General features: G+C 66.5%; 14 protein-coding genes. All 14 read left to right on the top strand.

Features of this window, described 5'->3' with window-relative positions:
* Nucleotides 1–6: 6 nt before the first annotated feature.
* The 14 genes from GJV18_RS10670 to GJV18_RS10730 all read left to right on the top strand — a co-directional run bounded on the left by GJV18_RS10670 (nt 7) and on the right by GJV18_RS10730 (nt 11,561).
* A complete protein-coding gene (locus tag GJV18_RS10670) occupies nt 7–576 on the top strand; it encodes a hypothetical protein (RefSeq protein WP_160345247.1) in 570 nt (189 codons plus the stop codon).
* The gene (cobO, locus tag GJV18_RS10675; RefSeq protein WP_160345248.1) at nt 576–1,187 is read left to right on the top strand and encodes a cob(I)yrinic acid a,c-diamide adenosyltransferase; all 612 of its coding nucleotides are present in this window, start codon (nt 576–578) and stop codon (nt 1,185–1,187) included. The genes GJV18_RS10670 and cobO overlap by 1 nt, the downstream gene beginning before the upstream one ends.
* Nucleotides 1,187–2,491: a cobyrinate a,c-diamide synthase gene (locus GJV18_RS10680; protein ID WP_160345250.1), complete on the top strand. Its 1,305-nt coding sequence runs from the start codon at nt 1,187–1,189 to the stop codon at nt 2,489–2,491. The genes cobO and GJV18_RS10680 overlap by 1 nt, the downstream gene beginning before the upstream one ends.
* The gene (bluB, locus tag GJV18_RS10685; RefSeq protein ID WP_160345252.1) at nt 2,488–3,144 is read left to right on the top strand and encodes a 5,6-dimethylbenzimidazole synthase; all 657 of its coding nucleotides are present in this window, start codon (nt 2,488–2,490) and stop codon (nt 3,142–3,144) included. The genes GJV18_RS10680 and bluB overlap by 4 nt, the downstream gene beginning before the upstream one ends.
* Before the next feature lie 25 nt (nt 3,145–3,169).
* Nucleotides 3,170–4,078: an adenosylcobinamide-phosphate synthase CbiB gene (gene cbiB / locus GJV18_RS10690; RefSeq protein WP_160345254.1), complete on the top strand. Its 909-nt coding sequence runs from the start codon at nt 3,170–3,172 to the stop codon at nt 4,076–4,078.
* A 7-nt stretch (nt 4,079–4,085) separates the two neighbouring features.
* A complete protein-coding gene (gene cobD, locus GJV18_RS10695; protein WP_160346079.1) occupies nt 4,086–5,075 on the top strand; it encodes a threonine-phosphate decarboxylase CobD in 990 nt (329 codons plus the stop codon).
* Between the two features lie 8 nt (nt 5,076–5,083).
* Nucleotides 5,084–6,544, top strand: coding sequence for a cobyric acid synthase (locus GJV18_RS10700; protein WP_160346081.1), 1,461 nt, complete (start codon nt 5,084–5,086; stop codon nt 6,542–6,544).
* 87 nt (nt 6,545–6,631) lie between these two features.
* Nucleotides 6,632–7,153: a bifunctional adenosylcobinamide kinase/adenosylcobinamide-phosphate guanylyltransferase gene (gene cobU, locus GJV18_RS10705; RefSeq protein WP_160345255.1), complete on the top strand. Its 522-nt coding sequence runs from the start codon at nt 6,632–6,634 to the stop codon at nt 7,151–7,153.
* On the top strand, nt 7,150–8,205 hold the full coding sequence (gene cobT / locus GJV18_RS10710; RefSeq protein ID WP_160345257.1) for a nicotinate-nucleotide--dimethylbenzimidazole phosphoribosyltransferase: 1,056 nt from the start codon (nt 7,150–7,152) through the stop codon (nt 8,203–8,205). The genes cobU and cobT overlap by 4 nt, the downstream gene beginning before the upstream one ends.
* Nucleotides 8,202–8,777 carry an alpha-ribazole phosphatase family protein gene (gene cobC / locus GJV18_RS10715; protein WP_160345259.1) on the top strand — a complete coding sequence of 192 codons (576 nt, stop codon included), beginning with the start codon at nt 8,202–8,204 and terminating at the stop codon, nt 8,775–8,777. The genes cobT and cobC overlap by 4 nt, the downstream gene beginning before the upstream one ends.
* A complete protein-coding gene (locus tag GJV18_RS10720) occupies nt 8,777–9,511 on the top strand; it encodes an adenosylcobinamide-GDP ribazoletransferase (RefSeq protein WP_160345261.1) in 735 nt (244 codons plus the stop codon). Before cobC ends, GJV18_RS10720 begins: the two co-directional genes overlap by 1 nt.
* 73 nt (nt 9,512–9,584) lie before the next feature.
* A complete protein-coding gene (locus GJV18_RS10725; RefSeq protein ID WP_407692338.1) occupies nt 9,585–10,793 on the top strand; it encodes an MFS transporter in 1,209 nt (402 codons plus the stop codon).
* Nucleotides 10,790–10,915 carry a hypothetical protein gene (locus GJV18_RS18735; protein ID WP_267904548.1) on the top strand — a complete coding sequence of 42 codons (126 nt, stop codon included), beginning with the start codon at nt 10,790–10,792 and terminating at the stop codon, nt 10,913–10,915. Before GJV18_RS10725 ends, GJV18_RS18735 begins: the two co-directional genes overlap by 4 nt.
* A 97-nt stretch (nt 10,916–11,012) precedes the next feature.
* The gene (locus GJV18_RS10730; protein WP_160345264.1) at nt 11,013–11,561 is read left to right on the top strand and encodes a glutathione peroxidase; all 549 of its coding nucleotides are present in this window, start codon (nt 11,013–11,015) and stop codon (nt 11,559–11,561) included.
* Nucleotides 11,562–11,594: the final 33 nt, after the last annotated feature.

An 11,594-nucleotide genomic window follows, 5' to 3' on the forward strand; every position in this document is an offset into this window, starting at 1 on the left:
CACCCGATGAACCTCACCCCTCGTACACAACTGCTGATCGGCCTCGCCCTGGCGGCGCTGATGGCCATGACCCGTGGTCAGCACTTCGCTACCCTCAACCTGCCCAGCGCCTCCTGGGCGGTGTTCTTCCTCGCCGGGGTACTGCTCACCCCGCGCTGGGTGTTCCCGGCGCTGTTTATCCAGGCCTCGTTGCTGGATTTCGCCGCCATTCAATGGGCGGGTGTCAGTGACTGGTGCATGTCGCCGGCCTACTGGGCGCTGGTGCCGGCCTACGGCTCGCTGTGGCTAGGCGGGCGCCTGTATGCCCGTATGCACCGTGAACACTTCAGCAGCCTGCTGAGCCTGGCGGCTGTGGTGTGCCTGAGCGCCTTGGTCTGCTACCTGTTTTCCGGTGGCGGTTTCCTGTACTTCTCCGGCCGTTACCCGGAGCCGAGCCTGGCCCTGCTGGGTGAGCGCATCGCCCAGTACTACCCGCGTTACCTGGGCAGCCTGGCCCTGTATGTCGGTCTGGCGGCGGTGCTCTATGTCGGCGCCCGTTCCTGGCAGGCCCTGCAGCCGCGCAGTGAGGCCAAGTGATGAGTGAGTCTGCAGAGCGCTACGCCCGGCACCAGGCGCGCATGGCACGCAAGAAGGCGCTGATCGACGAGAAGATTGCCCAGGCCCAGGACGAATACGGCCTACTGTTGGTGCACAGCGGCAATGGCAAGGGCAAGAGCAGCAGCGCCTTCGGCATGGTCGCCCGGGCTTTGGGCCACGGCATCAAGGTTGGCGTGGTGCAATTTATCAAGGGCGCCGCCAGCACCGGTGAGGAGGCCTTTTTCCGTCGTTTTCCCGAGGAAGTCAGCTACCACGTGATGGGCGAAGGCTTTACCTGGGAAACCCAGGATCGCCAGCGCGATATCGCCAAGGCGCAGCAGGCCTGGGACGTGGCCCGAGCGCTGTTGAATGATGAATCCATCGGCCTGGTGGTGCTGGATGAGCTGAATATCGCCCTGAAATACGGCTATCTGCAGCTGGACGCGGTGCTCGCCGATATCCAGGCCCGGCCGCTGTTGCAGCATGTGGTGGTGACCGGTCGTGGTGCCCTGGACGGGATGATCGATGCGGCCGATACGGTGACCGAGATGAGCCTGGTCAAGCATGCCTTCAAGGCTGGCGTAAAAGCCCAGAAGGGGATCGAGTTCTGATGGAGTCGAGAAGCTGTCCAGCGCTATTGATCGCCGCACCCGCCTCCGGCCAGGGCAAGACCACGGTGACCGCCGCCCTGGCGCGCCTGCATAGTCGCGCCGGCAAGCGGGTGCGGGTGTTCAAGTGCGGGCCGGATTTTCTCGACCCGATGATCCTCGCCCGCGCCAGCGGCTCGCCGGTGTACCAGCTGGACCTGTGGATGGTGGGCGAAGCCGAAAGCCGCAAGCGCCTCTGGCAGGCTGCAGGGGAGGCCGATCTGATTCTGATCGAAGGGGTGATGGGCCTGTTCGACGGCTCGCCCTCGGCGGCGGATCTGGCGCGCTGTTTCGGTGTGCCGGTGCTGGCGGTGGTGGATGGCTCGGGCATGGCCCAGACCTTTGGCGCCCTGGCCCATGGCCTGGCCAGTTACCAGGCCGACCTGCCGTTCTCGGGGGTGTTGGGCAACCGGGTGGGCAGCGTGCGCCATGGCGAGATCCTGCGTGATGCGCTGCCGCCAGCCATTCGCTGGTATGGCGCCTTGCCGCGCAGCGCCGAGATCGAGCTGCCCAGCCGCCACTTGGGCCTGGTACAGGCTGCCGAGCTGGCTGATCTGGATGCGCGCCTGGATGCGGCCGCCGATGCCCTGGCTGCCAGCGCCGATATCAGTCTGCCGCCGCCGGTTCACTTTGCCGCGCCTGAGCCCTGTGCCATCGCGCCATTGCTCAAGGGCGTGCGTATCGGTGTGGCGCGAGACGCCGCCTTTGCCTTTATCTATCAGGCCAATCTCGATCTGTTGCGCGAACTGGGGGCCGAACTGCGCTTCTTTTCACCGATGAACGATGGGCAGCTGCCAGAGGTCGACAGCCTCTATCTGCCCGGCGGCTACCCGGAGCTGTACCTGGCCCAGCTTGAGGCCAACCAGGCCATGGCCGAGGCGATCCGCGCCCACCATCGGGCCGGTAAGCCGATCCATGCCGAATGCGGCGGCATGCTCTATCTGCTCGACCGGCTGACCGACCAGCAGGGCGCCAGCGCCGCCATGCTCGGCCTGCTGCCGGGAAACGCACATATGCAGCCGCGCCTGACGGCCCTGGCCCTGCAGGAGGTGCAGTTACCGCAAGGGACACTGCGCGGCCATAGCTTCCATTACTCGTCCCTGCAGACTGAACTGGAACCCCTGGTGCGCGGCGAGTGTCCGAATTACCGGCGCACCGCCGAGGTGGTCTATCGACTGGGGCGTCTTACCGCCTCCTATATTCACTTCTACCTGCCGTCGAATCCCGTGGCGGCGGCCGCGCTGTTTTGCCCCAGCGAGGCTGTATGAGCGAGCACGCCTTTAGCCCGGCCGAGCGGGCGGCGGTGTACCGGGCTATCGCCGAACGCCGTGATATGCGCCACTTCGCCGGCGGTGAGGTGGCGCCCGAGGTGCTGGCGCGCCTGCTGCAGGCCGCGCATCAGGCCCCCAGTGTCGGGTTGATGCAGCCCTGGCGCTTTATCCGCATCACCCGCCCGGCGCTGCGTCAGGCCATCCAGACTCTGGTGGAGGCCGAGCGGCTGCGCACCGCCGAGGCCTTGGGCGAGCGCGGTGGCGAGTTTATGCAGCTCAAGGTGGAAGGCATCGGCGAATGCGCCGAGTTGCTGGTGGTAGCCCTGATGGATAAGCGCGAGGACCATATATTCGGCCGCCGCACCCTGCCGCAGATGGACCTGGCATCCAGCGCCTGCGCCATTCAGAATCTCTGGCTGGCGGCCCGGGCCGAGGGCCTGGGCATGGGCTGGGTGTCCTTGTTTGAGCCCCAGGCCCTGGCCGAGCTGCTGGCCATGCCGCCTAGCAGCCTGCCGATAGCGCTGCTCTGCCTGGGGCCGGTCACGGCCTTTTATGAGGCGCCGATGCTGGTGCAGCAGGGCTGGGCCGAGGCGCGGCCGTTGTCGGAGTTGCTGTTTGACAATCAATGGGGCCATCGCTCGGACAAATAAGGCCGAGCCCGCTTGCTGGAGATTCATGACTCTATTTCTGACCATCCTCGCCGCCCTGGCCCTGGATGCCGCCCTGGGTGAACCGAAACGCGGTCATCCGCTGGTGGCTTTCGGTCGCCTGGCGGCGCGCATCGAGCAGCGCTTTAACCCGGCCGGTGGCGGTTGGCGCAGCCATGGGGTCAGTGCCTGGTGCCTCGCGGTGCTGCCCCTGACAATGCTGGTCTGGCTGCTAGGCCAGGTGTCGAGCCTGGGCTGGGCGGTGGACATCATCGCCCTGTATTTCGCCCTGGGCCTGCGCAGCTTGGGCGAGCACGCGCAGCCGGTGGCCCTGGCCCTGCGCCTGGGTGATCTGGCCGGTGCCCGGCAGCGGGTCGGCTATCTGGTCAGCCGCGACACCACCGAACTGGATGCCGCTGGCGTGGCCCGGGCCGGCACCGAATCGGTGCTGGAAAATGGCTCGGATGCAGTGTTTGCCGCGCTGTTCTGGTTTGCCGTGGCTGGGGCACCCGGGGTGGTGCTGTATCGCCTGAGCAATACCCTGGATGCCATGTGGGGCTACCGCACTCCGCGCTTCGAACGCTTCGGCTGGGCGGCTGCGAAGATCGACGATGCCCTTAACTATATTCCTGCGCGCCTGGTGGCTCTGACCTATGCCTTGCTGGGTAGCACCGGCCTGGCGTTGCGCTGCTGGCAACGCCAGGCGCCGCAGTGGGACAGTCCCAACGCCGGCCCGGTGATGGCGTCCGGCGCCGGGGCCCTGGGCGTTAGCCTGGGCGGTGCGGCCCAATACCACGGCGAGGTGCATCAGCGTCCCGTGCTGGGGGAGGGACCTGTGGCCCAGGCCCGGGATATCGAGCGGGCCCTCAACCTGCTCAACGGCGGTGTGCTGCTCTGGCTGACGCTGCTTCTGCTCTGGGGCGTCTTCTATGGTTAAGCAGGGCATGCTTGAGCACGGTGGCCGGCTGCGCCAGGCGGCCCTGCAGTATGGTATTGCCCTGGGCGACTGGCTGGATCTGTCCACCGGCATCGCACCCTATGGCTGGCCCTTGCCGCCGATCCCCGACACCGCCTGGCGACATTTGCCAGAGGCCAATGACGGTCTGGAAATCGCCGCCCGTGACTATTACGGAGTGGCCAGCCTGTTGCCGGTGGCCGGCTCCCAAGCCGCCATTCAGGCGTTGCCCAGGCTGCGTGGCAGCAGCCGGGTAGGCATTCTCGCCCCGGCCTATGCCGAACATGCCCAGGCCTGGCGCCGTGAAGGGCACCGGGTCGAGATGCTGACCCAGGGCGCGGTGGGGCGTGCCCTAGAGCGACTCGACGTGCTGCTGCTGATCAATCCCAACAACCCCAGTGGCCGGATGATCGAACCGAGCGAGTTGCTGACCTGGCATGCGCGCCTGGCCCAGCGCGGCGGCTGGTTGCTGGTGGACGAAGCCTTTATCGACTGCACCCCCGAACACAGCCTGGCCGCCTACAGCCAGCTGCCGGGGCTGATCGTGCTGCGTTCCTTCGGCAAGTTCTTCGGCATGGCCGGGGTGCGCCTGGGCTTTGTCCTGGCCGAGCAGGAACTGCTGGGCCAGTTGGATGACTTGCTGGGTCCCTGGACCGTGACTGGCCCCAGCCGGGCACTGGCCACGGCATTGCTGCAGGACTATCCCGCCCAGGCCCGCCAGCGTCAGCGCCTGCGGGCCGATGGTGAGCGTCTGGCTCAGTTGCTCACGGCTTATGGCTTGCCGCCAAGCGGAGGCTGCGCGTTATTTCAGTTCTGCTGCACGCTCCAGGCTGCGGAGCTGCACGAGCGTCTGGCCTGTCAGGGCATTCTCACCCGTTTGTTCAGTGAGCCGACCAGCCTGCGTTTCGGCCTGCCCGGTGATGAGACCGGTTGGCAGCGTTTGCAGCAGGCCTTGGCCACACTTAAGGATCTGTTATGACCACCCCGATGGTGCAGGGCGCGACGCTAATGGTGCAGGGCACCACGTCAGATGCCGGCAAAAGCACCCTGGTGACCGCGCTGTGCCGTTGGCTTAAACGCCAGGGCGTCAGTGTGGTGCCGTTCAAACCGCAGAATATGGCGCTTAACAGCGCGGTGACCGCCGATGGCGGCGAGATCGGCCGCGCCCAGGCGGTGCAGGCCCAGGCCGCAGGATTAGCGCCGCACACCGATATGAACCCGGTGCTGCTCAAGCCCAGCAGCGACACCGGCGCCCAGGTGATTATCCATGGCCGCGCCATCAGCCGCATGGAGGCGGCGGCCTACCACGACTACAAGCAGGTGGCGATGCAGGCGGTGCTCGACTCCCATCGGCGCCTCAGTGTGGCTTATCCGGTGGTGATGGTGGAGGGCGCCGGCTCGCCTGCGGAGATCAACCTGCGCGCCGGGGATATCGCCAATATGGGCTTTGCCGAGGCGGTGGACTGCCCGGTGATTCTGATCGCCGATATCGACAAGGGCGGGGTGTTTGCTCATCTGGTAGGCACGCTCGAATTGCTCAGCGCATCGGAGCAGGCCAGGATCCAGGGCTTTGTGATCAACCGTTTTCGCGGCGATATCGCCCTGTTGCAGCCGGGGCTGGACTGGCTGGAGCAGCGCACCGGCAAGCCGGTGCTGGGCGTATTGCCCTACCTGATGGATTTCCATCTGGAAGCCGAGGACGCCATTGCCACCCGCCAGGTGGCCAAGGCCGAGCAGCGCCTCAAGGTGCTGGTGCCGGTGCTGCCACGCATCAGCAACCACACCGATTTCGACCCGCTGCGCCTGCACCCCCAGGTGGATCTGCAGTTTATCGGCCCGGGGCAGGCCATCCCGGCGGCGGACCTGATCATCCTGCCCGGTTCCAAGAGCGTGCGCAGCGACCTGGCCTTTCTCCGCGAGCAGGGCTGGGAGGCGGCGCTGCAGCGGCATCTGCGCTATGGCGGCAAGCTGCTGGGCATCTGCGGCGGGCTGCAGATGCTCGGCACGCGCCTGCACGACCCCCATGGCCTGGAAGGCGAGCCTGGCAGCAGTGACGGCCTCGGCCTGCTGGCCCTGCAAACCACCCTGGCGCCGGACAAGCAATTGCGCACTGTGTGCGGGCAACTGTATCTGGAAAGCGCGGCGGTCAGCGGGTATGAAATACATGCCGGTATCAGCAGCGGCCCGGCCCTGGACAATCCGGCGGTGCAACTGGCCGATGGCCGCACCGATGGCGCCATCAGCGCCGATGGGCAGGTGCTGGCGACCTATCTGCATGGCTTGTTTGAACAGCCCGAGGCCTGTAGCGCGCTATTGCGCTGGGCCGGATTGGGCGATGTGCAGGCCGTGGACTACCACGCTTTGCGCGAACGGGATATCGAGCGCCTGGCCGATCTGGTGGAGGCGCATCTGGATACGGCAAAGCTGCGAACGTTATGTGGCTTGTAGGGGGGATCACGATTTACCGATCCACCATTTGCGCCGTGATGGTGGATGTAAAAAGCGACATCCACCCTACGGGGGACAAGGTGACCTATGCATGAACTGATTCTCGGCGGTGCCCGCTCCGGGAAAAGCCGGCTGGCCGAGCGCCTGGCGGTCGAATCCGGTCTGGCGGTGACCTATATCGCCACCAGCCAGGCGCTGGATGGCGAGATGCAGGCGCGCATTCAGCATCACCGCGCGCGGCGTCCGGCGGCCTGGGGCCTGGTGGAAGAACCCCTGGCCCTGGCCCATACGCTGCGCGAGCTGGCCGGTGCGGACACGTGCCTGCTGGTCGATTGCCTGACCCTGTGGCTGACCAATCTGCTGATGCTGGACGACCCGAATCGCCTGAATGAGGAGCGTGAGGCGCTGCTCGACTGCCTGCCCGGCTTGCCGGGGCGAATTATTCTGGTCAGCAATGAAACCGGCCTGGGCGTGGTGCCTCTGGGTGAGCTGACCCGTCGTTATGTGGACGAGGCCGGCTGGCTGCACCAGGCCCTGGCCGAGCGTTGTGAGCGGGTGATTTTTACCGTGGCGGGCTTGCCCATGCTGCTCAAGGGGCCGGCGCTATGAATGCGTTGTGGTGGCAGGCGCCCTGCCAGGCGCCGGATCAGGCAGCTATGCAGCAGGCCCGTGAGCGTCAGCAGCAGCTGACCAAGCCGGCGGGCTCCTTGGGTCAGTTGGAGCAGCTGGCCATCCAGTTGGCGGGATTGCAAGGCACCTCTCGACCCAGTCTGGAGCGCCTGGCGATCAGTATCTTTGCCGGCGACCACGGCGTGGTGGCAGAGGGCGTGTCGGCCTTTCCCCAGGCGGTCACCGGGCAGATGCTGGGCAATTTCGTCGCCGGTGGCGCCGCCATCAGCGTGCTGGCGCGGCAACTGGGCGCCAGCCTTGAGGTGATCGACCTGGGCCTGGCCGTGCCGATGGGGCCGCTGCCCGGGGTGCGTCATCTGCATCTGGGGCCGGGTACCGCCAACTTCTGCCAGGCCCCGGCCATGAGTCCCGAGCAGCTGCAACTGGCTCTGGGCGCTGGCCGCGACAGCCTGCTGCGCGCGGCCGAGCAGGGCGCCCAGCTGTTTATCGGCGGCGAGATGGGCATCGGCAATACCACGGCGGCCACGGCCCTGGGCTGCTGGCTGCTGGATTGCCCGGTGGCTGCGCTGGTCGGCTCCGGCACCGGCCTGGATCAGACCGCGCTGGCGCACAAGACCGTGGTGATCGAGCGCGCCCTGGCCCGGCATGGCCCGGCCCTGACCGATGCCCAGGCGGCGCTGCGTTATCTGGGCGGCTTCGAGATCGCCGCCCTGGTCGGCGCCTACCTGGCTGCGGCCCAGCGCGGTATCCCGGCCCTGGTGGATGGCTTTATCTGCAGCGTCGCGGCCCTGCTGGCGGTGCGCCTGAATCCGGCCTGCCGCGACTGGCTGCTGTTTGCCCATTGCGGTGCCGAGCCCGGCCATCGCCATGTGCTGGCGGCCCTGCAGGCCGAGCCGCTGCTGCAGCTGGGCCTGCGCCTGGGTGAGGGCAGTGGCGCGGCCCTGGCCGTGCCGCTGCTGCAACTGGCCTGCCGCCTGCACAATGAGATGGCCACCTTCGCCGAGGCGGCGGTGACGGGGCGGGCGCCATGACGGTCTATCTGGAACTGCTCCGGCATGGCGAAACCGAGCAGGGCGCTGGCCTGCGTGGCAGCCTGGACGATGCCCTGACCGCAGCCGGCTGGAGCCAGTTGCGCGCCGCAGTGCTTGATGCCGGCCCCTGGGATCGGCTGATCAGCTCGCCCTTGCAGCGCTGCGCGCGTTTTGCCGAGGAGCTTGCGGCGCAGCGGGACCTACCTCTGCACCTGGAGGCGGATCTTCAGGAACTGCATTTTGGCGAGTGGGAAGGGCGCAGCTCGGCCTCGCTGATGCAGACCGATGCCGAGGCCCTGGGCCGTTTCTGGAGCGATCCCTACGCCTTTACCCCGCCGGCGGGCGAGCCGTTGCTGCAGTTTGAAGCCCGGGTATGGGCCGCCGTGCGCCGCCTGCGCGAGCAGTATGCTGGCCAGCGCCTGCTGCTGATTACCCATGGGGGGGTGATGCGCCTGCTGCTGGCCCGGGCCCGGGGCCTGCCGCGCAGTGGCCTGCTGCAGGTCAATGTGGCCCATGCCCAGCGTTTTCAGCTGGCCCTTGATGCCGAAGATCAACTGTGGGAGCGCTATTGATGAGCTTCTGGATCGCCCTGCAGTTTCTTACCCGCCTGCCAATCCGCCTGGCGCAGCTGCCCACACCCGAGCAGAACGGTCGCTCGCTGCTGCACTACCCCCTGGTGGGGCTGCTGATAGGCGTATCGCTCTGGGCGGCGCAAGCCCTGCTAGCCGGCGCTCCGACGCTGCTGCAGGCGGCCCTGCTGCTGACGCTCTGGGTCGCCATCAGCGGCGGCCTGCATCTGGACGGCCTGGCCGACAGCGCCGATGCCTGGCTTGGCGGCTTCGGTGATCGCGAACGCACCCTGGCGATCATGCAGGACCCGCGCAGCGGGCCGATTGCCGTCATCGTGCTGGTGTTGTTGCTGCTGCTCAAATTTACCGCCCTGGCGGCCCTGCTGCAGACCCAAACCCCCTGGTTGCTGCTGTTGGCCCCTTGGCTGGGGCGTAGCCTGTTGCCACTGCTGTTTATCAGCACGCCCTATGTGCGCCCCGGTGGCCTGGGCCAGGCCCTGAGTGAGCATGCGCCACGTCAGCAGCTGCCCTGGCTGCTGGCCGGCCATGCCGTTTTGATGCTGCTGGTGGCCGGCAAGGCGGCGCTGCTGGCCCTGCTGGTGGCGGCAGTGCTGTTCTGGGGCCTGCGCCGGCTGATGCTGGCCCGCCTGGGCGGCACCACCGGCGACACGGCCGGGGCACTGCTGGAAATCACCGAATGCGGGGTACTGGTTGCCCTGGCGCTCCATGCCAGTTAACCGATGGTCGTCTGTTAGCCGAGCTTGACTGCTGTCAGGCTGGGCCCGAGGCATTATCAAGAGGGTGTAAAGGATGAAAACACTGGCACGCAGCAGCCTCTGGTTGTTGCTGGGCGGCTCGCTGATCCTGGCGCTGTCCCTGGGGATTCGCCATGGCTTCGGCCTGTTTCTGCCGCCCATGAGCAGCGAGTTTGGCTGGGGCCGCGAGGTGTTCGCCTTCGCCATTGCCCTGCAGAACCTGATCTGGGGTCTGACTCAGCCCTTTACCGGTGCCCTGGCCGACCGCTTCGGCGCCAAGCGCACGGTGCTGGTGGGCGGGGTGCTGTATGCCATCGGCCTGGCCTGCATGAGCCTGGCCGACTCGCCCTTGAGCCTGTCCCTGAGCGCCGGGTTACTGATCGGTATGGGTTTGTCCGGCACCTCCTTCTCGGTGATTCTCGGGGCGGTGGGGCGCGCCGTGCCGATGGAGAAACGCAGCCTGGCCATGGGGATTGCGGCGGCGGCCGGCTCCTTCGGCCAGTTCGCCATGCTGCCCGGTACCCTGGGCCTGATCAGCTGGCTGGGCTGGTCCGCCGCCTTGCTCGCCCTGGGCCTGCTGGTGGCGCTGATCCTGCCCCTGGCGGCGATGATCGAGGATCGCCCACTGGCCAAGCAGGAAGGCGAGCAGAGCCTGAGCGAGGCGCTGCGCGAGGCCTGCGGTCATTCCGGTTTCTGGCTGCTGGCCCTGGGCTTTTTCGTCTGCGGCTTTCAGGTGGTGTTTATCGGCGTACACCTGCCGGCCTATCTGGTCGATCAGCACCTGCCAGCACTGGTGGGCACCACGGTGCTGGCCCTGGTCGGGTTGTTCAATATCTTCGGCACCTATATCGCCGGCTGGCTCGGTGGGCGCATGTCCAAACCGCGTCTGCTCTGCGCCCTGTACCTGACCCGGGCGGTGGTGATCCTGGCCTTTATCAGCCTGCCGCTGACGACCTGGAGTGCCTATGCCTTTGGTATCGCCATGGGCCTGCTGTGGCTGTCCACCGTGCCCTTGACCAACGGCACGGTGGCCACCCTGTTTGGCGTGCGCAACCTGTCCATGCTCGGCGGCATCGTCTTTCTCTTCCACCAACTGGGGGCCTTTCTCGGCGGATGGCTGGGCGGTTATCTGTTCGATCGCACCGGCAGCTATGATCTGGTCTGGCAGATCGCCGTGCTGCTCAGCCTGCTGGCTGCGGCCTTGAACTGGCCGGTGCGCGAGCAGCCGGTGGCGCGACTGCGCGAACAGGAGGTAACGGCATGATCCGTGAACATTATCTGAGTGCCCTGGGGGCACTGCTGGGGCTGCTCAGTCTGGGCCTGCTGTGGTGGGCCTGGCGCCAGAGCGGGCTGGCCTTTATGCAGCTGGGCATGGGGGTGTGCTGAGCAGCATTTGCGGGCATGAAATTTTGTTACCAGGCGAAAATTGCTGCCCCAAGGTTCGGCGAGTAGCCTGAATGCTTAAATCATTGAGGTGTCTGCCATGCTGCGTCCCCTGGTGCTGATTGCCGCTCTTCTGGCTGTGTCCATCTCCGCATTGGCCGAGCAATGCCCGCCACTGCTGCAGGGCGAATTAACCAAGCTGCGTAGCCAGGAAACCATCGACCTGTGCCAGACCTATGCCGGCAAGCCACTGGTGGTGGTCAATACCGCCAGCTTCTGCGGCTTCACCCCGCAGTTCAAAGGCCTGGAAGCCCTGTACCAGCGCTACAAGGGCCAGGGCCTGGAAGTATTGGGTGTGCCGTCCGACGATTTTCGCCAGGAAGCGGACAGCAGCGAGGAAACCGCCAAGGTCTGCTATGTCAATTACGGGGTGACCTTCAATATGAGTGAACCCCAGCGCATCACCGGCGCCGAGGCCATCCCGCTGTTTCGCGAGCTGGCGGCGCAGAGCCGGGCGCCACGCTGGAACTTCAACAAGTATGTGGTCGATGCCCAGGGCAGGGTGGTGGCCAGTTTTTCCAGCCAAACCGCGCCGGACGATCCGGCATTGCTGGCAGCGGTAGAGCAGGCCATCGCCAGCCAGAACTAGCTGCTGGTTAGCCCGGCTCACCCATCTGGGCGA

The sequence above is a fragment of the Pseudomonas xionganensis genome, assembly GCF_009763245.1.
GTDB classification, from domain to species: Bacteria; Pseudomonadota; Gammaproteobacteria; order Pseudomonadales; family Pseudomonadaceae; genus Aquipseudomonas; species Aquipseudomonas xionganensis.